This window comes from Thermoactinomyces sp. CICC 10523 (assembly GCF_016055105.1).
Classification (GTDB): domain Bacteria; phylum Bacillota; class Bacilli; order Thermoactinomycetales; family Thermoactinomycetaceae; genus Thermoactinomyces_A; species Thermoactinomyces_A daqus.
On record NZ_JAECVX010000008.1, the window covers coordinates 1 to 21,570 of the forward strand.

At 46.3% G+C, this 21,570-nt stretch carries 28 protein-coding genes; 15 read left to right on the plus strand and 13 right to left on the minus strand.

Annotation, left to right across the window (positions count from 1 at the left end):
* The 10 genes from I8U19_RS17550 to I8U19_RS10895 form a co-directional block, all read right to left on the minus strand.
* Nucleotides 1-493 (minus strand): phage portal protein (locus I8U19_RS17550; RefSeq protein ID WP_198055907.1); only part of this gene is annotated, 493 nt, incomplete at its 3' end.
* A 20-nt stretch (nucleotides 494-513) separates the two neighbouring features.
* Nucleotides 514-1,773, minus strand: a complete 1,260-nt coding sequence (locus I8U19_RS10855; protein ID WP_198055908.1) for a terminase large subunit domain-containing protein — start codon at nucleotides 1,771-1,773, stop codon at nucleotides 514-516.
* Nucleotides 1,770-2,162: a hypothetical protein gene (locus I8U19_RS10860; protein ID WP_198055909.1), complete on the minus strand. Its 393-nt coding sequence runs from the start codon at nucleotides 2,160-2,162 to the stop codon at nucleotides 1,770-1,772. The genes I8U19_RS10855 and I8U19_RS10860 overlap by 4 nt, the downstream gene beginning before the upstream one ends.
* Before the next feature lie 53 nt (nucleotides 2,163-2,215).
* A complete protein-coding gene (locus I8U19_RS10865) occupies nucleotides 2,216-2,734 on the minus strand; it encodes a ParB N-terminal domain-containing protein (RefSeq protein WP_198055910.1) in 519 nt (172 codons plus the stop codon).
* Nucleotides 2,731-3,834, minus strand: coding sequence for a phosphoadenosine phosphosulfate reductase domain-containing protein (locus tag I8U19_RS10870; RefSeq protein ID WP_198055911.1), 1,104 nt, complete (start codon nucleotides 3,832-3,834; stop codon nucleotides 2,731-2,733). The genes I8U19_RS10865 and I8U19_RS10870 overlap by 4 nt, the downstream gene beginning before the upstream one ends.
* Nucleotides 3,831-4,430 carry a ParB/Srx family N-terminal domain-containing protein gene (locus I8U19_RS10875; protein ID WP_198055912.1) on the minus strand — a complete coding sequence of 200 codons (600 nt, stop codon included), beginning with the start codon at nucleotides 4,428-4,430 and terminating at the stop codon, nucleotides 3,831-3,833. The genes I8U19_RS10870 and I8U19_RS10875 overlap by 4 nt, the downstream gene beginning before the upstream one ends.
* A gap of 40 nt (nucleotides 4,431-4,470) precedes the next feature.
* On the minus strand, nucleotides 4,471-5,250 hold the full coding sequence (locus I8U19_RS10880) for a phosphoadenosine phosphosulfate reductase domain-containing protein (protein WP_198055913.1): 780 nt from the start codon (nucleotides 5,248-5,250) through the stop codon (nucleotides 4,471-4,473).
* Nucleotides 5,219-6,616: a sodium:solute symporter family protein gene (locus tag I8U19_RS10885; protein ID WP_198055914.1), complete on the minus strand. Its 1,398-nt coding sequence runs from the start codon at nucleotides 6,614-6,616 to the stop codon at nucleotides 5,219-5,221. Before I8U19_RS10885 ends, I8U19_RS10880 begins: the two co-directional genes overlap by 32 nt.
* A 273-nt stretch (nucleotides 6,617-6,889) precedes the next feature.
* Nucleotides 6,890-7,072, minus strand: coding sequence for a hypothetical protein (locus I8U19_RS10890; protein ID WP_198055915.1), 183 nt, complete (start codon nucleotides 7,070-7,072; stop codon nucleotides 6,890-6,892).
* Nucleotides 7,069-7,437, minus strand: a complete 369-nt coding sequence (locus tag I8U19_RS10895; RefSeq protein WP_232337262.1) for a helix-turn-helix transcriptional regulator — start codon at nucleotides 7,435-7,437, stop codon at nucleotides 7,069-7,071. Before I8U19_RS10895 ends, I8U19_RS10890 begins: the two co-directional genes overlap by 4 nt.
* 205 nt (nucleotides 7,438-7,642) lie before the next feature.
* Here I8U19_RS10895 and I8U19_RS10900 point away from each other — a divergent pair, with 205 nt between their 5' ends.
* From I8U19_RS10900 to I8U19_RS10915, 4 genes are all read left to right on the plus strand, one after another.
* Complete coding sequence (locus tag I8U19_RS10900) at nucleotides 7,643-8,173, plus strand: ArpU family phage packaging/lysis transcriptional regulator (RefSeq protein ID WP_198055916.1); 531 nt, start codon at nucleotides 7,643-7,645, stop codon at nucleotides 8,171-8,173.
* A 471-nt stretch (nucleotides 8,174-8,644) separates the two neighbouring features.
* Nucleotides 8,645-8,794, plus strand: a complete 150-nt coding sequence (locus I8U19_RS10905; RefSeq protein WP_160173822.1) for a hypothetical protein — start codon at nucleotides 8,645-8,647, stop codon at nucleotides 8,792-8,794.
* 65 nt (nucleotides 8,795-8,859) lie between these two features.
* Nucleotides 8,860-9,744, plus strand: a complete 885-nt coding sequence (locus tag I8U19_RS10910; protein ID WP_033100334.1) for an ATP-dependent DNA ligase — start codon at nucleotides 8,860-8,862, stop codon at nucleotides 9,742-9,744.
* Nucleotides 9,722-10,081 carry a YhjD family protein gene (locus I8U19_RS10915; RefSeq protein ID WP_483316409.1) on the plus strand — a complete coding sequence of 120 codons (360 nt, stop codon included), beginning with the start codon at nucleotides 9,722-9,724 and terminating at the stop codon, nucleotides 10,079-10,081. Before I8U19_RS10910 ends, I8U19_RS10915 begins: the two co-directional genes overlap by 23 nt.
* A 1,012-nt stretch (nucleotides 10,082-11,093) precedes the next feature.
* Here the strand turns inward: I8U19_RS10915 and I8U19_RS17310 are convergent.
* From I8U19_RS17310 to I8U19_RS10925, 3 genes are all read right to left on the minus strand, one after another.
* Nucleotides 11,094-11,423 carry a spectrin repeat-containing protein gene (locus tag I8U19_RS17310; RefSeq protein ID WP_152568504.1) on the minus strand — a complete coding sequence of 110 codons (330 nt, stop codon included), beginning with the start codon at nucleotides 11,421-11,423 and terminating at the stop codon, nucleotides 11,094-11,096.
* A 763-nt stretch (nucleotides 11,424-12,186) separates the two neighbouring features.
* Nucleotides 12,187-12,567, minus strand: a complete 381-nt coding sequence (locus tag I8U19_RS10920; protein WP_232331149.1) for a tyrosine-type recombinase/integrase — start codon at nucleotides 12,565-12,567, stop codon at nucleotides 12,187-12,189.
* A 23-nt stretch (nucleotides 12,568-12,590) separates the two neighbouring features.
* Entirely contained in the window at nucleotides 12,591-13,055 is a 465-nt protein-coding gene (locus I8U19_RS10925) for a GNAT family N-acetyltransferase (protein ID WP_033100329.1), read from the minus strand.
* Between the two features lie 334 nt (nucleotides 13,056-13,389).
* Here I8U19_RS10925 and I8U19_RS10930 point away from each other — a divergent pair, with 334 nt between their 5' ends.
* From I8U19_RS10930 to I8U19_RS10980, 11 genes are all read left to right on the plus strand, one after another.
* On the plus strand, nucleotides 13,390-14,733 hold the full coding sequence (locus I8U19_RS10930; protein ID WP_033100328.1) for a cytochrome P450: 1,344 nt from the start codon (nucleotides 13,390-13,392) through the stop codon (nucleotides 14,731-14,733).
* Nucleotides 14,734-15,084: 351 nt separating this feature from the next.
* Nucleotides 15,085-15,660, plus strand: a complete 576-nt coding sequence (locus I8U19_RS10935) for a GerAB/ArcD/ProY family transporter (RefSeq protein WP_052154076.1) — start codon at nucleotides 15,085-15,087, stop codon at nucleotides 15,658-15,660.
* Nucleotides 15,661-16,165: 505 nt separating this feature from the next.
* On the plus strand, nucleotides 16,166-16,474 hold the full coding sequence (locus I8U19_RS10940) for a rhodanese-like domain-containing protein (protein WP_198055917.1): 309 nt from the start codon (nucleotides 16,166-16,168) through the stop codon (nucleotides 16,472-16,474).
* 17 nt (nucleotides 16,475-16,491) lie between these two features.
* The gene (locus I8U19_RS10945) at nucleotides 16,492-17,064 is read left to right on the plus strand and encodes a sulfurtransferase TusA family protein (protein WP_198055918.1); all 573 of its coding nucleotides are present in this window, start codon (nucleotides 16,492-16,494) and stop codon (nucleotides 17,062-17,064) included.
* A 13-nt stretch (nucleotides 17,065-17,077) separates the two neighbouring features.
* A complete protein-coding gene (locus I8U19_RS10950) occupies nucleotides 17,078-17,473 on the plus strand; it encodes a DsrE/DsrF/DrsH-like family protein (protein ID WP_198055919.1) in 396 nt (131 codons plus the stop codon).
* A gap of 22 nt (nucleotides 17,474-17,495) precedes the next feature.
* Nucleotides 17,496-18,626, plus strand: coding sequence for an MBL fold metallo-hydrolase (locus I8U19_RS10955; RefSeq protein WP_198055920.1), 1,131 nt, complete (start codon nucleotides 17,496-17,498; stop codon nucleotides 18,624-18,626).
* An 18-nt stretch (nucleotides 18,627-18,644) separates the two neighbouring features.
* The gene (locus tag I8U19_RS10960) at nucleotides 18,645-18,872 is read left to right on the plus strand and encodes a sulfurtransferase TusA family protein (protein WP_198055921.1); all 228 of its coding nucleotides are present in this window, start codon (nucleotides 18,645-18,647) and stop codon (nucleotides 18,870-18,872) included.
* Nucleotides 18,873-18,954: 82 nt separating this feature from the next.
* Complete coding sequence (locus tag I8U19_RS10965; RefSeq protein WP_198055922.1) at nucleotides 18,955-19,431, plus strand: DsrE/DsrF/DrsH-like family protein; 477 nt, start codon at nucleotides 18,955-18,957, stop codon at nucleotides 19,429-19,431.
* Between the two features lie 17 nt (nucleotides 19,432-19,448).
* Entirely contained in the window at nucleotides 19,449-20,225 is a 777-nt protein-coding gene (locus I8U19_RS10970; protein WP_198055923.1) for a sulfite exporter TauE/SafE family protein, read from the plus strand.
* 50 nt (nucleotides 20,226-20,275) lie between these two features.
* Nucleotides 20,276-20,686, plus strand: coding sequence for a rhodanese-like domain-containing protein (locus I8U19_RS10975; RefSeq protein ID WP_198055924.1), 411 nt, complete (start codon nucleotides 20,276-20,278; stop codon nucleotides 20,684-20,686).
* The gene (locus I8U19_RS10980; RefSeq protein ID WP_198055925.1) at nucleotides 20,676-20,942 is read left to right on the plus strand and encodes a metal-sensitive transcriptional regulator; all 267 of its coding nucleotides are present in this window, start codon (nucleotides 20,676-20,678) and stop codon (nucleotides 20,940-20,942) included. The genes I8U19_RS10975 and I8U19_RS10980 overlap by 11 nt, the downstream gene beginning before the upstream one ends.
* Nucleotides 20,943-21,570 lie beyond the last annotated feature (628 nt).

Consider the following 21,570-nt stretch of genomic DNA (forward strand, 5'->3'; position numbering starts at 1 on the left):
TGGCTGCCAAGCTATCCAGGGGGAGGTAGCCCACTTCATCAATCACCAGAACTTTGGGCCGTATATACACTCTGAGCCGTTTGTCCAAGCGGTTTTCCTGTTCCAGTTCCGTCATGGGCTCACCCCTGTCAATTGCTCGGCGGGAACTGGCCACCATGACCTTCGCGGACGTATTCAAGAAGGTATGCACCCATTCCCACAATTCATAGGAAGAGAGCATGGGATTGGGACGTTGGATGAGTTTTACCAGCCAATGATCGGGAACCTCTTCCAAACCATGATCCGTCGGGCGATAGACTCTCAACAGTGCTTCAGGGGCACTCGTGGCAATCATGGTGACACAAGCCGAAGCGATGCTATTTTTGCGATAGCCTTCATCGGTCAGCGTGGTTAAATCATACTCCGGGTCGGTGCGGACCGTAGTCCAGGTAGTGAGGAACGTCGGAGCCGCTTTCTTTTCAAACTGCTTGAGTCGTTCCGTTAAGTTGAACATGGTTTCACCTCTTTCTTTGCTTAAACAAAGATCTGCATCGGTGCATGTTCCTTCAATGCCCAACAAGCCAAGGCCAAGCTCATCACACAGTCGTCATGGGCGCCCGGTGGGGCACTGAAGGTCATGTTGCCGCTTTTCGTCATCTCGTAGCCGAAAATCTCCAGTTCATGAATCAAGTCCGGAATATCAGGGAAATGGATTTCTTCCTGCTCCAGAAGCAGTTGCAGATTCTCAATTAACTGCTGTTTGCTGCGTTGGGTAAAATGAAAACCTTCCACGTACAGTCCCCGTTGTTCCAAGGCTTCCATCACCACATCGCCCAATCCGGTAGAGTCGACAATGACTTGGGCGTCATTGTATTGCTGAGCCATCTGGACAATCCGCTCGATTTGGAATTGCCAGCTGACCTGATTAAACCGGTCGAAGGCCACCACCTTTTTCTCCTTCACATCCATGCAGGTCAAGACGGTATAGTCCGTTTTCCGTGCCAAGTCCACGCCAAGGATGTATTCTCTTCCGAATTGGGGCGGTTCGCATACCCCTTGGATACAGGCGTGAATGTTGCGAAAGACGCCCGCGCTTTCGTCCAAGAACACGGCTTCATACTCTTGCTGATAGACTGAATCAGGCAAGGTGCTTTTCACTTCTTCCAGTTCCGAGGCGGGAATCAGGGGATTGGAAGAGGTCGGGAAGGTGAAACTTTGGTACTCCGGATACTTGGGGTCTTGCCCGCGCAGAAACAGTTCATAAAACCAGTTCCGGCCCTTGGGCGTGGATATAAAAATCGCCCTTCCCCCGGTATCCGTCAGGGTCGGACGCAGCGCTTCTTCCCAGGCTTCTCTTCGAACCAGAGCGGCTTCATCGACGACCACGAGATCCACCCCTTCCCCCCGGAGCGTATCCGGGATGGCGGCGGAACGAAACTCCAGCACCGATTCATTGGTTAATTCCAAGCGCAACGAACCGTTAAAGGCCTTCTGGATAAAGGGAGACAAGGCACGTCTTGCTAACCGGTACGCAATCAGGGATTGACGGTTAAAGGGAGCCACCCACCAGCAAAGAGAGCGTGGATGTTCCAGGGCTTGCTTCATCATCTCAGCCACACAGGCAAAGGTTTTGCCCCAACGCCTTCCGCACGTCAAGATGCGAAAACGGGCAGAGGAATCGTGAAGATGCCATTGGGCAGAATGCGGGTGATACCCTTGGACGATCAGTGGCTGGGAAGAGAAAGCGGCTTGTTCCCATTCGTAAAGGTAACCATCGGGAGCGTACAGGGTCATTCTTTTTCTTCCTTTCGTTTCCCAAAGTCCAAGATGATACGCTGAGGTTGTCCCTGTTGCGTAAGCGAATCCAAGGCGGTTTCTTTGCCCCATCGGTTGGGGAACCGTCGAGACAGAATCCATGCCGCGGCTTGCCAGCTTCCCTTCTTCGCCGCTTGGTCAATGTAAGCCAATTCGCGAATCTCGGCTTCCGCCAAGGCTTTGGTCACAGCATCATGAAAGTTCCGATACTTTCCTTTTTCTTCCCTTGCCCCTTGTCGCATCCAGTTATAAATCGTTTGTTTGGAGATGCCCGCATAAGCCGCAGCCGTTTCAATGTAATGCCCCAATCGGATGATGGAGACTATCTTTTTTTGGATGTCCGGTGTCAGTTTGGTTGGTCGGGCCATATCGTTCCACGCTCCTTCACCTCCTGATCACTGTGTGTTCTCATATGGGAACCTCAGGCTTCACGGAAAAGCTCGGCTTTGCTGTATTCCCGCTCCCGTGCCATCAGTTCCAGGAATTCTTCCCGGCTGAAATCCGATAAACGGAAGATTTCCTCTTTCTTCATGCCCAATTGTTTTCCGATCTCCTCGATGGACTTGCCTGAATCCATCAGGCGCTTCACGATCGCTTTCATCGGGGCCAGCAGGTGGGTTCCTCTTGCGCGGTTGTGCGTGACGGTTCCGTAGATGTTCGCGCTCTCGTCCTGGTGATCGACGATGACCACCGGAACCTTTCCGCCCAACAAGCTCCGAAGCGGCTCTTGGCCAGCGACCGTCCATCGGTGGAACCCATCGATAATCGTATAGTCCGGTCGGACGACGATGGGAAGCGTCCATCCGTTGGTCAGAATGGATTGCACCAACAATTTCAGGTTCTCTTTCGGAACCACGTTCGGGTTGTAGTCGTTTGGCTTCAGCTGATCCCGGTCGACGAATTGCAGTGAGTGAAGAGGAGCAAACAAATCGTGCTTCATTGCGATTTCCTCCAATAGTCGTTGATGATCGCGTAATAGAATGCTCGCAGCGTCCGGAGTTTCGGGTCTCCTGCGATTAACGCCTCGTACATCTCCTTGTAGTGCTTTTCCGTCATCATGGAATGGAAGCGGAGGAGGACATTTCGATAACGCAGCGCGACCGTTCGCTTATGCTCAGTGTTGAAGTTCTTGTCGATGTCGGACAGCAAGCGAATCAATTCTTTCTTATAGTCGACGTTTGGCTTTTGCGATTGTTCCAGTTTCCGCCTGTGCGAGGATTTTCGCCGGAACATTTCACTGTCCCAATAGAGCGCCACCAGATAAGCGTTTGGTTCCCGACGGGTCACCCGTTCCATGAGATCCGGGTAATACTCATTCATCTTTACCAGCACTTTGACCGTGTCGATGGAGAAGAACTGAGACACCCGCATTTCATTCCGGGTGGCGCCTGATTGCCAAAGATACCGATAGATATCGGGTATCTCGACGTGGTTCTCAAGGAGATACAGCCAGACATCCGAGTCCTTCCAGTCGTAGATCGGGAAGAGTCGTTTATGTTTCTTTTGCTTCGAGATGTTCTTCAACCGCTGAAGTGATTCGTACACCCGAATCCCGATCATCACGATCCCATCCACACAAGCCCGATCCAGAAACGCCTGATAGGTCATTTTTCGCGGTTTCAGGAGAGGATGGTGGGTGATCGCAAACGGGGGCATGGGACGTACCCATACGTCTCGTTTGTACCGGTCCCAACAGATGAAGGATTCGTCGTTTTCCAGTTCGTTCAGGCAGTTGAAGTGTTTCACTTCGAGGCAGTACCATTGGAACTTGGCGCCCACCAGCAAGAATTTCTTCCGCCACTCCATCACCGTCCGCTCAATGCAAGGGAAAACGGCTTCTTCATCGATGAAGTGAACCGTCAGAAGGGAGGGGTCAATCCGTCCTTCCTGAATGAGCGTATAGACCAGATGGGCCAGACAAAGGGAGTCCTTGCCTCCGGAAAATGACAGGTACACCGGCACGTTGTTGGAAAAGATGTTCTCGATTCGCTTTCGGGCGGCTTCGACGACATTCATCCGCCCCTGCTTTTTGATAATCATAGTTCAATCCGTCCTCCGCAATGCGGACAGTGAATGGTTCGCTTGGATTCAGTTGGAGGGGAAGAGGGGGGCCCTTGCTTTTCTTCAACCGCTTGTTGCTTGGCCTTTTCCATCATCGCTTCTTTTCGTTCAGCCGCTTCTTGGAACTCCTCAATTTCCGCTTCGTCCAGTTTTCCGTAATCAGCCAGTTGCTGTTCGGTATCCTCGAGATCACCAAGCAAGTCTTTCAGCAGATCATCATCAAACCCCGGGATATCCAGCTCATCTTTCAGTTCTCCCAGGATTTCCAGCATGGCTTTGTTATCGTCGATACCTAAGCTGTACACCCGGTTATCCGCCAGCATCAGCTTTTTCTTCTGCTTATCCGTCAGGTGCGTAACGCGCAGAACATCGGCCTCGGTCACTCCCATCTCTTTCAAGGCTTCATACAGACCGTTTCCGGCAAGGATGACATTGTTCTCATCCACGATCAGAGGCCGGATTTGGCCGAACATCTTGACGCTGCGAATCATCTCTTGAATCTGCTTTTTCGGGTGAATGCGTACGTTTTTCTCGGGGTTCCTCAGTTCCGTCAACTTGATCTTCTCTGTTTTCATGCGACTCGCTCCTTCTTTCCTCTCTTCTGGACTAAACCTATCAAGTCTCCTCCTCCAGGAATTCCCGGGCAGAGGGGATGAGCGTGGCAGCTTCTTGGACGATGGAGGGGTCAATGGAGTACACCTCTCGCCATCCTTGCCGGATGGAACCGGTATATTGTCGGGCCGGCCAACACCCTGTTCCCACTTTGAACCCGTTTGGCCATTGGTAGATGGGAGGCAACGGGATATGGTAGTAGTGAATGAGTCCCAGAACATGCTCATGCTTCCAGTCACGAAGGGGACTGTAACGAGTGATGCCTTTTTTGTTGGTGTAGAGGTTGGCCCCGGCTTTTCCGGTGTAATTTCCATCCGCTTTCCTCCGACCCAGAATGATCATGTCCAGTTGATGCCGCTGAACATAGAGTTCTTGCGCCCGATGCTGGATGATCTTGAACCACTTGGCTGCCGTCTGTGCATCCTGCGGAAACAGCATGTGAAGGTTCTTCGCCAGCCATTTCAAGTCTTGTCCGGTGTTGATGATTTCCAGTTGGGGTGGCCTGTGATCGTTCACCCACTGTATAAACGCCGGATACTCCAGATTGGACATGGCAAAGACACATGCTTCGATGCCCGCTTGCTCCATGACAAACTGAAGAGCGAGGGAATCTTTCCCCCCGCTCCAACCAAACGCGACATTCTGACCCTTCGTGTTTTTGTGAACATCCTCCACGGTTCGGTCGATCAACGAATCGATCTCCGCCTTGCTGACCCGCTCCTCGATCTGCTGCATGGCCCGGAGCCAGTCATCATTGGAGATCGCTTGTTTCTTTCCGAGCAAAGCGATTCCCCCCTACGTTGGATAGCAAGAAAGCCACGATTCCGGACAAGAGCAGCGTGGTCAGGCTTCCGATCACCTTGAGCGTACTGTTATCCACCAGATTGCCATAGGCGAAGATCGGCCAGCCGACCAGAAGCGAGGACAAGACGCCGAAAAAGACTCCTTTCTCCGACAACCGGACTCCGAGCAGGGTCAGTACCGTGGTGGCAAACGTCGAAGCCCGAAGCGTCCCATAGAACAGAAACAGACGGTCAATGGTCAGACCGGGAAGGTTGGCCAGCCCAATGGAAACCAGTGTCAGGAGGAGCATACTCAGCCGGTAATCTTTGAGCCCGGCTTTCTCCCTCAGGTCGCCGACCAGCGATGAGATGGAGCAGAGGTTACTACTGACCGTAGACAGGAGACCGGACAACAGCATGAACAGGAAAATCCACAGTGCCCAACGCGGGAAAAGGGAGGACACCAGTTCAAGATTGACGACTTGGGGGTTTTGTGCCTTCATGCCGATGCCCGCTGCCACAAAGCCCAGAATGCCCATCATGAGCGGTACAATGGCGAACAGGACAGCGCCCAGTGCAAAGGAAGCACCGATTTTCTCCTTCTTCACCGAGAAGGCCCGTTGCCAGAAGCTTTGATCTCCGAACGGACCGGAAAGAAGACCGATCGCAGCCGGAATACCGAACGACAACAGCACCTCAAGCCCCTTGGCATCGAAGAGACTCCCGTATTGGTGGCTCACTCCGCTAAGACCGGAGATCAGTGAAGAGAAGCCCTTCAGATGAATGGCCCACGGAGCCAACAAGAAGCAAGCACCGATCATCATCACCATTTGAACCGCGTCGGTGATGACGGAAGCGCGAATACCATGGGTGAAGGAGTAACTGTAGGTGAACAGCCCCAACAGGATGGTCATCAACCAGAACGGCAGCCCCGTCAGCAAGCTCAGGATTTTCCCGCCTGCCAGCAGTTGAACCACGGTGGAGAACAGGGACAATGCCGACAACTGAAACAGATACACCGTTTTCACGCGAGGGGAATAGCGATGCTCCATATATTCCGACAGCGTAAAGCCATTTGACATTTGCTCCCGAATCCGCTTGGCAATCGGGATGAAGATCAGCAGGCAAAGGACATTCGGCACCAGGAACCAGAACAGTCCCGGAATTCCGTTGGAATACGCCTTTTCGGCAGAAACAAAAAGAGCCGGCGCCCAAATCCATGTCGAAGCAACGGACAGCGCCATGCTCCATGTGCCGAACTTCCGATTCTCTGCCAGATAATCTTCTTTCGTGTTTTCTCTTCTCAGGAAGAAGGGAATGCCTGCAATGAATCCCAGGTAAACCGCCAGTACGATCAATGAGTCCATGCGTTTCTCCTCTTTCTCTTTTGCGTCGAATTGGGCCAAGAAAAAAACGCACCCGAAGGTGCGAAAGGGGAGAGCGGAAATGCGTTCCTATGCCATTGTCTTCATTATAAGAAAGGATGGATTCCGGTGCGCGCCAGATTTTGCGTCAACTTTGCGCCATTTTTTTTCTGTGAGAAAACTTCACAACTTGCGTCCAAAAACGCTATACTATAAGAAGTTGATCATGAACCTGAACTCCTTGAATCAAATGCTCTCCCTGAAACGGGAGATTTTTTATTTCTTTGGGAAGTACTTCTCGATTCGTTTCCGTGCCTCTTCCTGAATCTTTTGATACCCCGGGTCTTCTCTCCATTTTTTCTGAATCCGATCCCGTTCCAGTTGATGCTTGGCGCAAACGATATCCGGGTAATCAAAGCGTTCTCCACAAACTTGGCAGAAGTAGGCTTTGGGCTTCATTCATCTACTTCTCCCTCTTGGATTTGTTTCGCCAGTCGATAGGCTTGTTTCCGGCGTTTGGCTTCCTCTTCTTTCTCTTTCAATCGTTTCTCGATTTCTTCCCGTTCTTGCTGCAATTCTTCCTCGGTTTCTTCCAAGGTATAGAGATCATCCACTTTGACACCCAAAATCTTCGCCAGTTTGAACATCGTTTCCGGTCGGGGATAAGCGGCTCCGGTACACCACATGGTGATTTGTTGTTTGACAACCCCTAAGGCAATGGCCAGATTGGTTTTGGTCAGCTTCACTTTTCGGTCGTTCAGGTCCAGCATCAACCCTTCCTGTTTCTTTTGACTTAAAATCAACTCCAGATTTGGCTTTAACATCCCTTTCACTCCTATCCAACGCTTCTACTCCTCCCCCATTATATCACGGGAATATCCGATGTAAAACAAAAGGTGAAACAATTCCTTTTTCAATGAACAAATCGTTTAAATCGTTACCTTAATTTCAACAGAATGACAAAGATATGGTATAATGATAATCAACTTGATCATAAATAGGGATCTCTTCAGAATCAGGAGGGCATCCATGGTTTGGAAGGAAACCGTCAAAGATGTCATGAGAGAAACGGAATTGACCTTGTATCAATACCCGGTATGGAAGATCTCCATTGAGAATCAGAAAATCGCAGCCAATATTCCCCTATACAAGGAAAGAACAAGTCCCGCTTATACCGGATACCCATCCACAACCGAACGGATGGCCATCGAGAAAGTGACCAAGGAAATCAAGATTCAACAGATCGAAAAATCACTGGAGATTTTAACGGAATGGGAACGACAATATATCGAGGAAAAATACTTTAATCCCCGGCATCCATCGGATTATGAAGTATGCGAAGAGTTGGGGATTTCCAGAAGAACGATCACTCGTCTGAAAACGCCGGCGATTTTGAAAGTAGCCACCGCCCTGAATATCCCGAAAGCCGAGGAATGCCTGACGGAGATCATGATGAAGAAATGGGCGATACAAGGAGGACACCATGACCAAACAAGAGAGAATCCATCGGATTTGCGAACTGTATTAAGAAGCGATTGGAGAACTTCTCGCGTTGCGTGAAGAGATGCCCGTTTTTGATTATGTCATGGACAAGGCTATCATCCGAATCCAAGAAGCGAGGAGAAGCGTTTGGTGGCTACTGGGACGTTCGCATCTTCAAGGCACACCCAAACCAAAGGTGGAACCCTTACGGAGTCCGTAAGATTTCAAGCGATTAGAGGCTCCTGCCTTCATGCGAAGATGAAAAACTGCTTATTTGGACACCATTTTGAGACACCTTTTTATCCATCTACTATAACACTCAAAAGGACACAAATTCGCTACTCCTTACGAATAAATGAATGATGACGCCAGAACCAAATCTGTTTCCCGGAAACAAACAAGCTACCTGCGATAGGTAGCTCTTTTTTATATGATCGATCACATTATGAATCATATGAAATATGATCTGATCAATGATATTAAGGATGAAAGTTAAATCTCTGATTTTCTTTGTCTCTTCTGTGTTGCCCCCATTTCTGACAAATCCACATGGTTCATATTGAACAGTTGGAGACCTTGTACCAGATGACGGGTGACCCGTATTTTTATCAGATGAGTCAGACGTTCCATCATGATTGGTATGGATGGCCAACCAAAATCAAACGGCAGGTAAACAAAGTGAAAGCGGTCTTTGAATAGATCCCCATTCATTACCAACCATTCAGAAAAAGTGGAAATGATATGATAGAAATTGGTGATATCCCATGTTTCTATCTCCCATGCTCTTGCACAAAGCAGACAACGCCATGAGCGATGATTCCTATATTTGTGAGTTAAAGCTGGATGGGATTCGCTTGATTTTGTCCAACGTCGATGGCAAGCTTCAGTGCTGGACCCGACATGGAACCCCTTGTCTGGATCGATTTCCCGAATTGTCCAGGCTTCATCTTCCGCCAGATACCATACTCGACGGTGAGTTGATTGTTACCGATGAAAAAGGCCATCCGGACTTTGAAGCAATTATGAAACGGTTTCAGACGACGAACCCACGAAAAATGGAATCGTTGGTCGATTCGTACCCGGTGGAATACTGTGTGTTCGATCTTCTGTGGTTAAAGGGAGAGGACTTGACGCGGCTGCCACTTATGGAAAGGAAAGTCTTGTTAGAGGAACATATCCAAGATCAAGACCACCTTGCCCTGGTGAGGTGGATACCTGGGGAACAGGGAAGGATTTTCTTTAACCTGATCAGTGAGCAGGGCCTCGAGGGAATCGTCATGAAGCGCAAAGAATCCATATATCAAATTGGTAAGCGATCGCATGATTGGCTCAAAGTCATCAACTATCATTATCATGATGTCCGGTTGACCGGGCTGAGGAAAGGTGAATTCGGCTGGCTGATCGGCATCGAGGAAAGCGGGAGAATACGATCGGCAGGGTTGATCGAGTTTCCACCGCCGCCAGATGTTCGGAAGGCAGTGTGGTCCATTGCCGAGCAAGGGAAGATCCGCGAGGATAAAGATTTTATCTACCTTGACCCACAGATCCGGATGAAAGTGAAGTCCCGTGGCTGGACGAAACGGGGAATGATACGGCTGCCGGTGTTTCAGGAGTTCTTGTTTGAAGGTGATCATCATGCTGCTGGATGATGGCCATCAAGAATTCATGCTGAAACTGAAGCGATATGTTCATCTGGAAGTACTGCTATCAGCCTTGTCTCGCGATCGAAAGCAACTTTCCCATTTGAAAATGGCCGATGTTTACGGATGGATGATTGATCAAGTGATGGACCGCATCTTAAAGGACATGACGGAGCTGCGGGGATATTTCAGAAGATCACCGGGAGAGATCATCGAGATCAAACAGGAACCGGAGTATCGCCATGTAGCCTACAAGTACAAAGGATACCGGCAGGAAATGAAGTTCCTGAATGAGTGGATCAAGGTCGAATGCGGCGAAATCTTGAAGGAGTATCTGACTGCTTAGGTTACCCCGAAACAAGAACCAAATCTATTATGTAAAAGAGGGTTACTAACCATATGGTAAGAACAAAACGAAACAAAATGAAAAGACAGTGTTTGCTTTAAAGGGTTAGTAACACTCTTTATCTTAGTGATTAATTCCGGCAATGGCAACGACGGCGATGACAACGGCGACGGTGACAACGACGGCGATGATGGCGACGGCGGTGATGGCGGCAATGATCGTGATCTCTTCTAAAACTCATACCAATCGCCTCCTTTCAATGGAAAACAAAAGGAAGCTCATAGGGTAGGGGAAGAAATGAAAAAGGATGGAGTAAAAGCGGGGAAGTAGATGAAAGTAAAACTCTTTCTAATATTATATGTTTTTGGTTAACGATTGGTACTGGGTGTCAGCATTCTGTCACACCCAAAGGGAAATCATCATATGATGAACTAGATTATCAGTATACAGGGGAAAGAGACCGTATACGGTGATACGACGTATCTTTAATGGAACCCCATGATAGCCAGCCCATCAGCCGTCCAAAAGGATGGCTTTTTTGTTGTCAATAAACAAAAGAATCACCCGGAGAGCAGACGTTATTCGTGGGATGGAAAGGCGGTCTAAGAAGATATTGGTCCAAAAATCAATGGATATAGGATAAAAGCACTTTCCCTTTCTTCATCCGCGAATACGATATACCGAATTTGAAACAGGGAGGCAGATAAATGGGATTTAGTTGTTTTGGTGGTTTCGGCGGTTTCGGAGGTAGCTGTTTCGGTTTTGGCTTCGGGTGGAGAAGACTTTTGATTTTCCTTCTTGTGATTGCTACCATCTTCGTCTTTGTCGGCGGAGGATTTGGGTTCTAAATGGAAATGGAGGAATGAGTCACCTTACCGTGAAGAATTAGAAACAACCAACTTTACTGGAGCCTCATTGGCAAACTTGTTTTAACATGCATGTAAGCACCGTTAAAGTCCGCATCCGCCATTCTCGTAGCACCGGCGGACGCGGATACCTTGACGAATCAAAGCTAACCTCGTCTCATTCTTTCTTGGATCATTTTTTCGATTCGTTCAAACCTGTCGTCAATACTGGATATCCTTCGTTGGATGTCTTCTGCTATGCTCATATGTTTGGTTATGATCTCCTGCATAGCTCCAGGATGTCTTTGTTCTTCCCGACGAACTGAAATCGTGTACGGATAATCATAGGGATAACCAAAATCCATTTTTCTCACTTCCTTTTTGCCATTTTCCATTCGATGCTTTCGATCAGGAACTACTAGAGGAACTACTGTCCCGCCAATGAGAACTGGAGGAGGAACTGCTATCGTGCCAATGAGAACTGCTGGAGGAATCATGCCAGTGATGCCATCTATGACAAAGAATATGTTTTAGTATCTTCGTGGCTTTTTTGCTGTGACAGTACGCTTTGTACAATTTATGATAGTGATGGTGATGATGATGTCTGGGATAGTGAGGCATCGGATACATGGGAGGCATTGGGTACATTGGCATCGGATACATCGGAGGCCTTACGTGTTCCATACAATTCACTCCTTTTTTAAGTACGGTTGCACGATGATATCGTATGACCGTCCAACTGATTTCGAACTAAGCCATTTGACCAAATTGGGAATTGAATAAAAAAAGACCGCAAAGGCCTCCTCATCAACTGCTTCTAAGTTTAACTCTTGTTTGATTAAATTGATGATTCGGAGGCAATGATTAAATAGATCCATAATCTCATAGTTTCCTAATGAAATAAACGAAATATGTAAATTAAGACCGAATATTTGCTTATTTAGCTCTGACGAAAGAAATACCTCGTGTTTTTCTCTATAATCGTCAACTTTAATAACTAATTCTTTAGCCCGAAGAGCGATAGCTTCATCAGATATTAAACCGTAATTCCTCCTGCATTCTATAATTTCCCATAACTTTCTTTGAATTTCAGGATATATTCCAACCTTTTCTCCAATATCTTATCCCTTAGCGCTGATCGCTGAGATTGCACCGCAATCTTCTGCGTCTGCAAATTGAAATAAACCGTAACCAAGATCGTGCCGGCTCCCGTTAACAGCGTAATCGGCACAGTTACGCAGATGGACACCAATGAATTGATCATGGCTGCATCGATTTCGCTGGAATTCGGTCCTTCTTGCCTTTACCCTGATTCACTCGGATCTGGCAACGGTGGAAATCAACATCGCTTAACTTGATATTAGTAAGTTCGCTCACGCGAACACCCGTATAAAGTAGAGTCTTTATGATCATCATGTCTTGGAAATTCTTTGCCTTCCAAACGGCTTCATAAAAGCGCTTAATTTCATCCTCTGTAGGCACATATGGCAATTTCTTATTTGTTTTTGGCATTTCAACTTCCAACTCGGCACGTAAGTGACGGAATACACTCTTTAGGTAATTGTAATCTGGCCGCTCTTCGCGAAGGTACTTAGCCAGCTCCCGGGCCTTCTTTTTAGGTGGTGTCCGTTGTATTATCATATTCCCTCCCACCCTTTTAATGTTTATCCTTCTTCAGACAGATTCTTTGAGAGACGGATCATATCTCGACACTGAATTCCATTTTCATAAATCGCATCTTGGTAATGATTGATGAAAAAGTCTCTATCTATACCAATAATACGAAAGCCACATTTCTGATATAGGGCTAATTGAGAAATACTAGAATTACCAGTCCCGATTTCTATCGTTTTATATCCCATTGATTGAGCTGTTTCAATAGCATGTAAAACTAACTTTTTTCCAATACCCTTTCCTTGCTCCTGCGCTAAAACAGCAATATTAACAAGCTCCACAGTTTGAGGTCGAGTGTCTATTAACACATATACTCCGATGATTTGTCTGTCTCTTTCTGCGACGAAACAATGCCCTCGACTAATATAGCTATTTACAACTTCTAAAGAAGGATCAGCAAGTAAGAGCAAATCCAAAGGAGGATTTTCATAGTTGTGCAAAGGACGAATTTTCATTACATTTCCCATCCTTGACTTAATTTTTTGAGTACTCCCAGCCTATAATTAAAAGAACTCTTACTCCTATATCGCTAACCGTTTATCCAAGTCCACATGCTACTACAGCCAAACCAAAATCGCCGCTCTGTATCTCTACCCCCAGGGTGTATTCATGATTTTCATCCTGTTCATCAGCATTCGACTTTTTCAAGAATTCCCGACTTCTAGTGCTAAATCGATGTTCAGCACTAGGTTTATCAGCAAGATCGGGCCTCAAGAAGCCTTTCTTATTGGATGAAACTGCGAAAAACAGTAATACTACAAACAAAACACTACGCGACGAGGTGAAACGATGACAAACAATATCACTACAGGTCCGAGAGGGTTGCCGATCTCAGGCAATCTATTCGCTTTCCGTAAGGATCCGCTCGGATTTTTGCAAAAGGCGGCGAAAGAACATGGAGACGTGGTTCACATCCGCTTCGGACCGCAGCGTCACATCTATCTGATCAGCAATCCCGAATATATAAAGGAAGTGCTGGTGACGAAACAATCCAGCTTCCACAAAGCAAAGGGCTTAAGAACAGCCAAAGCCGTGATTGGAGAAGGGCTGCTGACCAGCGAAGGTAAGAAGCACTTGCGCCAACGCCGGCTTATCCAGCCAGTGTTTCACAAGCAGCGCATTGCCGCCTACGGCGACAGGATGGTGGAGTTCGCCAAAAACCTGATCGATGGGTGGCAGGACCGCGAGGAGAGACTGATCACCCAGGACATGATGGAACTGACGCTGGCGATCATCACGGATACAATGTTTGGCATCGATGTTCGACAAGACGTTCACGACATCGGTCACGCTATCGACGTCGGTATGCATTACGTCAGCCGCAGGGCCAGTTCATTCATCGACATTCCACTGGCTGTACCGACCAAGAGCAACCGGGAATTTCAACATGCGATCGAGGTGCTTGACAAGACAATTTACCACATCATCGAAGAACGTCGCAGTCAGAGCGAACCGGAACGGGGCGATCTGCTATCAATGCTCCTTGCCGCTCGCGACGAGATGAACGGAACCGGCATGACTGATCAGGAGGTGCGGGACCAGGTGATGACAATCTTTATCGCTGGACACGAGACGACGGCTAACACTCTGTCGTGGACTTGGTATCTGCTGTCGCAGCATCCGGAAGTGGAGCGGCGCTTTTGGGACGAACTGGACAACGTGCTCGAGGGTCGACTTCCGACCGTTGATGACATCCCGAGTCTGACCTACACAAACAACATTCTCTGGGAGGCGATGCGTCTCTATCCGCCCGCCTGGTCAATTAGCCGCGAGGCGGTGGAGCCAGTGCAGATTGGAGAATACTGCTTCGAACCAGGTGAGACGCTGATGATGAGCCAGTACGTCATGCACCGCAAGGAAGAGTACTTTGAGAATCCGGACCGATTTTTCCCCGAGCGTTTTGAAGGCGACATCTTAAAACGCATACCGCAGTTCGCCTACTTTCCTTTCGGCGGCGGGCCCCGTATCTGCATCGGCAACAACTTCGCGCTGATGGAAGCGGTGCTACTTTTGGCGACGATCGGACAGCGCTACAAGTTGGAGCTCGCTCCGAACCATCCGTCCGTCGAGCCGGAGCCTCTGGTCACGCTCCGTCCGAAAAAAGGCATTCGCATGGTGGTCAAACAGCGATAAGGAGAAAATGCTGCTCCAATACAAAAAAAACGCCAATGTCGAGACCCCTTTAAGGATTAAAGTGGAAATGCTGTCATGGCAGTAATGGTAGACGGAATGAGGTGTGGTCGGCTGGCAGCACAGCAGGTTCTTACACCGATCCCAAAGGACTTTAAAGCCAGTTCGATCATGTGGGGCTTTTTTGAAAACCATCCGAAGTAAACCAACATTTTTCATAACCGCAGGAAAAATCCTTGGGGCCGTGGGATGGTAACTCATGGCTTTTTACATGGATCTGTTTCACCTTCGCTGCTTCGCTACATGCATATACAAATATACTTTTTAGCATCTTAAATAGAAAGGAGGTTTATGATGAAAACAACATCTGCCTCGATCAATGTTTTGCAACTAACCATGTTAATCATAACAGCCGTGGGAATCCAGACCCATGTGATCATTACCCCTGCTTTATTGGAATCCGCGGGGCGTGATTCCTGGGTTGCTGTCCTACTGGCAGGTGCAGTTGTTCTCATTTGGTTGGTCATTATGAAACGAACCAAGCAGGCCAATCTTGTATTTTGGATATCGAAACACGTTGGTAAACTCCCTGCCGTGGTTGTGATCCTACTCATTTGTGCGGATTTGTTTATTGGCGTTTTCGTCACGCTGAAGGATACGTCTAATTGGACAAATGCATCCTATTTAATCAGCACCCCCAATTTTGTCATTGCACTGTCGATCATCGCTCTTTGTTTTTTTGGAGCCTATGCCGGAATAGAAGCCATTGCCATTACAAACGGCATTTTACTTCCGGTGGTGGTTCTTTTGGGTCATTTAGTGATGTTGGGGAATATGCCGCGAAAAGATTACGCCTTCTTATTTCCCATTTTACAAAATGGCTTGGAACCATTGCTGAAAGGGATGATTTATGCAGCTCAGGATTTGTAGAGGTACTTGTAGGGGGAGTGCCTTTCTGCGTTCGGGATTGTCCAATTTATCTATCTTGGCTGGATCAAAACGACGTTCAGACATGCTAGCCTCTCTTTGAATATCTGAATTAACATTGATTATATCAGGTGGCCTCCAAATTCCAAAGATTCGTGTGAAAAGGAAGATTCCTTGTAGAGCAACACCCGATCACATGTTATACAATGAATGTTAAGATTTGTTAAAGACAATAAATTGAAATTTCTTTATTAACACCGATCTTACCCAGGCATTTAAGAAGGGCAGCCACTACTGACCTGTTAATTCCTTCTATTTTCAGTTTCAAATAAATGATCCAGTGGATGTTGACAAAAGGCATTGCCTTTTATATTATACCTATAGGCGTATATGTATATATAAACTAAACTACCGACATTAAAGTTGGTATTTTTTATCCGTATACATATACCTATGCAGGTATATGTATAAGAAACTATTCCATCGACAAGAAAGGAGGGAGTTTTTCATGAAAAAAAACATTCCAACCATTACACCGCAAGAAGTGGAACATCGGCTCCAAAAAGGAGAGAAACTGAACATTATTGATGTTCGAGAAGAAAAGGAAGTAGCGGAAGGAAAAATCCCGGAAGCGAAACATATGGCTTTGGGGACGTTGCCTGACCGGCTGCATGAATTGGACCCGAGTAAAGAATACATCATGGTTTGTCGTTCAGGTGGCAGAAGTGAGCGGGCCTGTGAGTTTTTGCAAGAGCATGGGTTTAAAGTGAAAAACATGGTTGGTGGGATGCTCGCATGGAAAGGTAAGACGCAATAAAAAAGGAGGAAAAGAATATGTCCATCAAAGTCGACGCTCAGCTAGATTGTAAAGGACTTTCCTGCCCCATGCCCATTGTTCGCACCAAAAAGGCGATGGATCAACTGGAACCCGGTCAGGTGATTGAGGTACAAGCAACGGACCCCGGATCCCTGGCGGATATTCAAGGATGGGCAAAAAGTACCGGGCATCAATACCTGGGCACGAAACAGGAAGGAGAGGTCCTGAAGCATTATTTGCGCAAAGCCAGTCAATCCGAATTAAAGGAAGAGCGGAAGCATCCTCATGTGATTCAAAACGAGGAGCTATTAAAAAAGCTGGCTTACGATGAAGGATTTATCCTTATTGATGTTCGTGAACCAGCGGAATATGCCTTTGGACATATTCCCGGAGCTTGTTCGATTCCATTTGGTCAATTGGAAGAACGAATGAATGAAATTCCAAAGTATCAACCTATTTATGTCATCTGTCGTACCGGAACTCGAAGCGACATGGCTGCCCAACAGTTAACCAAGCATGGATTTAAAAATGTTATTAATGTTGTTCCGGGAATGTCCAAGTGGACAGGTCCAGTCGATCAAGAAAAATAAGGAGAGATGATTGATGAGTAAAAAAGTTGCCATTATCGCGAGCAATGGTGGTTTGTTCGATGCCTATAAAGTGTTCAATATTGCGACGGCTGCAGCCGCTGCAGATGCAGAAGTAGCCATTTTCTTCACTTTTGAAGGGTTAAATCTGATCCATAAGGACGCTCATCAACAATTGCCCGTACCCGCAGGCAGAGAGCATTACATGGAAGGATTTAAAAAAGCCAATGTTCCTTCCATTCCAGAATTGTTGCAGATGGCGCAAGAAATGAATGTGAAGCTGATTGCTTGCCAGATGACCATGGATGTCATGAGTTTGAAAAAAGAAGACTTTGTCGACGGAGTCGATGTTGGCGGAGCAGCTACGTTCCTGCATTTTGCCCAAGACGCCGATGTCACGCTCACATTCTAATAAGAAAGGGTGTTTTTGAACCATGGCAGTTACCAAAATGAACGCCAAAGAGTTACATGAAAAAATTGACAGTGGAAAACCAGTATTTATTCTCGATGTCCGAAATCCAGATGAGTACAATGACTGGAAAATTGAAGGAAAAAATATTCAATCCATCAATATCCCTTACTTTGATTTTCTAGACGAAAATGAGACAACCTACAAAGATCTTCCGAAGGATACAGAAATCATAGTCATTTGTGCTAAAGGCGGCTCTGCTTTGATGGTTGCCGAGCTTCTGGATGAAAAAGGGTACAAAGTGAGTTATCTGGAAAAGGGGATGTTGGAGTGGAGCCAATTTTATCATCCAGTTACCGTCGTTGTTGATGAAAATATAAAGTTGTTTCAAATCAATCGTTTGGCAAAAGGTTGCCTATCCTATATGGTCGTCTCCGAAGGTCAGGCGATGGTTGTAGATCCGAACCGACACATTGAAGAATACACAAATCTTGCGGAAAAGGAAAACGCCAAAATCGTGCATATCATGGATACGCATTTACATGCTGACCATATTTCGGGCGGTCGGGCATTAGCAGACCAAACTGGAGCTACTTACTATATTTCTTCCTGTGAAATGCAAGGGACGAATATATCGTTTGAGCCACTGGAAGAACACGATGAAATCCATTTCGGGGCTGTGCGTGTCAAAATTTTGACCATTCCGACACCAGGTCATACGCCCGGAAGTGTGTCCTTTCTAGTTAACGATCAGTATCTGCTTTCGGGGGATACCATTTTCGTAGGAGGTTTGGGAAGGCCAGACCTTGGAGGAAAGGCAAGAGAATGGGCACAATCCCTGTACGAGACTGTATTTAAGAAAATTGCTCTCCTGTCAGACGACATCATTGTATTACCTGCTCATTATGCCGATATTCAAGAGATCAATGAGAATGGTTATGTGGGGGCAACTTTAGGGGATATTCGGAGAAGCAACGAAATCATGCGTACGGAAGATCGTGAACAATTTACTGAAATGGTTGCCGGGACTGTAGGTGCCACACCACCGAATTATGAGGAGATTATAGATATTAACCGTGGAGTTATCAAGGTGTCTCCAGATAAAGCAACGGAATTGGAAATTGGGCCCAACCGTTGTGCTATTCATCACAGTTAACTTAAAGGGGGCTTATCGATGAACCCAGATAAAGTGTTAGATGCAAAAGGACTCTCTTGCCCTATGCCCGTCGTTCGCACCAAAAAAGCGATCGATGAGTTAAAACCAGGCCAGATCTTAGAACTTCATACAACGGATTCAGGCGCTTTAAGTGACATCCCTGCCTGGGCCAAAACAGCCGGGCATCGAGTGATCGAACAACGCGAAGATAACGGTGTGTATAAATTCTGGATTCAAAAGGGCTAAGGGATTCAAAGATGATCTCCTTCATCCTGTCCATGAAGGAGATCATCTCATTTAAAAATATCAAATGGGAGTGGAGATAGTAATGGAAGATAATAAATCAACCTTGATCGTATTCAGCGGTGATTTGGATAAAGCGATTGCCAGCTTTATTATTGCAACGGGATCTGCTGCAATGGGAAACCAAGTGACCATGTTTTTTACCTTTTGGGGATTGAACATTCTTCGTAAAGAGCAATATGTACCTGTACAAAAATCCTTTATGGACAAGCTGTTTGCCAAGATGTTGCCAAGAGGGCCTGAAAAGTTGGGGATTTCCAAGATGAACTTCGGTGGCTTGGGAGCCAAATTGATGAAATACACCATGAAAAAGAAAAACATTACGACTTTAAAAGAGCTCATCGAAATGGCAAAAGAACTGGATATTAAAATGGTAGCCTGTACCATGTCGATGGACGTGCTGGGAATTAAGAAAGAAGAACTGATTGATGGACTTGAGTATGCTGGCGTTGCATCTTATCTTGCAGAAGCAAACGAGGCAAAAATTAACTTGTTTATCTAAGAAAGAAGTGTCCGGATATGGATATAGGATTAATGATACTCATTTTTTTCATCGGATTTATTGGTTCTTTTACCTCCGGAATGCTGGGGATTGGAGGATCCATTATTAACTATCCGATGCTGCTCTATGTTCCTCCTTTACTGGGCTTTACTGCATTCACTGCTCATGAAGTAACGGGAATTGGGGCGGTTCAAGTATTCTTTGCGACCCTCACAGCAGTGCTTGCTTACCGGAAAGAAGGCTACCTGAATAAGTCTCTCGTTCTTTACATGGGGATCAGCATTTTAATCGGGAGCTTTATCGGTGGATACGGGTCCAAATTGCTTAGTGAAGGACAAATTAATTTGATTTATGCCATTTTGGCAACGATTGCGGCATTGATGATGTTTGTTCCCAAAAAAGGACTGGATGATATTCCGGTGAATCAAGTGAAATTTCATGTTCCTTTAGCTATAATATCTGCATTTATCATCGGGATTGCATCTGGGATCATTGGTGCAGCCGGGGCCTTTATCCTGGTTCCTGTTATGTTGGTCGTTTTGAAAATCCCTACTCGAATGACGATTGCCACTTCGCTGGCTATCACCTTTATTTCTTCCGTTGGATCCGCCTCGGCTAAAATTGTCACAGGGCAGATTGATCTGATCCCGGCCATCGTTCTGGTCATTGCCAGTATCGTTGCTTCACCATTGGGAGCCACGGTCGGAAAAAAGGTAAATCCCAAAACGTTGCAAGTGATTTTGTCAATCGTCATCGTTGCGACATCGGTGAAAATTTGGTTCGATTTTCTTTAATTCCTCCATTCATGGGGGGATTTTTTCTCTAAGACAGGAGGAAACTATATATGAATAGTATTTTTATTGGTATTATCGTATTATTAGGTGGGATTCTTTATTTTTATCTTATGAATCGGGGCATACAAACAATCAGCCCGAGTGAATTATTGAAGCTCATTGAAAACAAAAAAATTCATTTGCTTGATGTCCGGGAAAAACATGAATTTCAATCCGGTCATATACCCGGGGCTATAAATACCCCACTAAGCCAAATCGATTCACTAAAGAAAAGGGTTGCTGCCTGGGACAAAGGCGAAAACATTTATCTGTACTGCAGAAGCAGTTCTCGAAGTGCGATCGCCGCCCGGCAATTGCGTAAGCTCGGGTTCCAGCAAGTGATTCACCTTAAAGGCGGACTCATGAATTGGAAAGGGCCGATCAAAAAAGTAAGTAAGGGGGGGAAAGACGATGCTGTATGATGACAGTGTGAAAAAACGGTTGCGCCGTATAGAAGGACAAGTTCGCGGGGTTTTGCGCATGATGGAGGAAGAGAAAGACTGTAAAGAGGTCGTGTCGCAATTATCCGCGATTCGTTCAGCTGTGGACCGGTCGATCGCGTATATTCTCACTCATAATTTGGAGCAATGTTTGAGAGAAGAGATGGAAAAAGGAGAAAATGCAAATACCAAAAAACTTCTAGAGGAAGCAATCAATTTAATGGTACGCAGTAAATGAGTGTTGTAGTTGATTGTTCCATCAAGTTAAGAAAACCCAAACCCCCAAAATGAAAGACGCTATTCTTTCTATTGGGAATTGAATAAAAAAAGACCGCAAGCCTCATCTTTATGCAAAGTGTTTGTGGATCAAGGTTGAGTGCGGCGAGATCTTGAAGGAGTATATTCGCTATATGGAATAGAGCTTACCCAATGGGTAGGCTTTTTTGATATAAAAAACCGCCTCACATCTGGGCGGTTTGTTTTTTATCGTTTTGTCCAAAAACCACGGATTGATAATGTTAACCCTCTCCCCTCTCTCTTCCTCTGTGTTGCAGCCATTTCTGACAAAACCGTGAATAGGGTTAGAAACATTTGTTTCTCTCCGAATGTATCGATAGTGATGAAAAAGGAGAGGAAGTTTGTATGTTCAACATCAAAATTGGACGGTGGGATGCAAATCCTTTTTGTTGGCATCCAAAAAATCAGCAATGAATTTAGCCGCGTAACGAATATAGCCTGAAAACCCATATGGACTTTGCGGTCAGACTAATCCTACAATACTATACACTTTTGAGATAATATAATAAAAACTATATTCAAAGTGGTGATATTATTGAGACGTGGATAATTTTAAAATCGGGATGGTT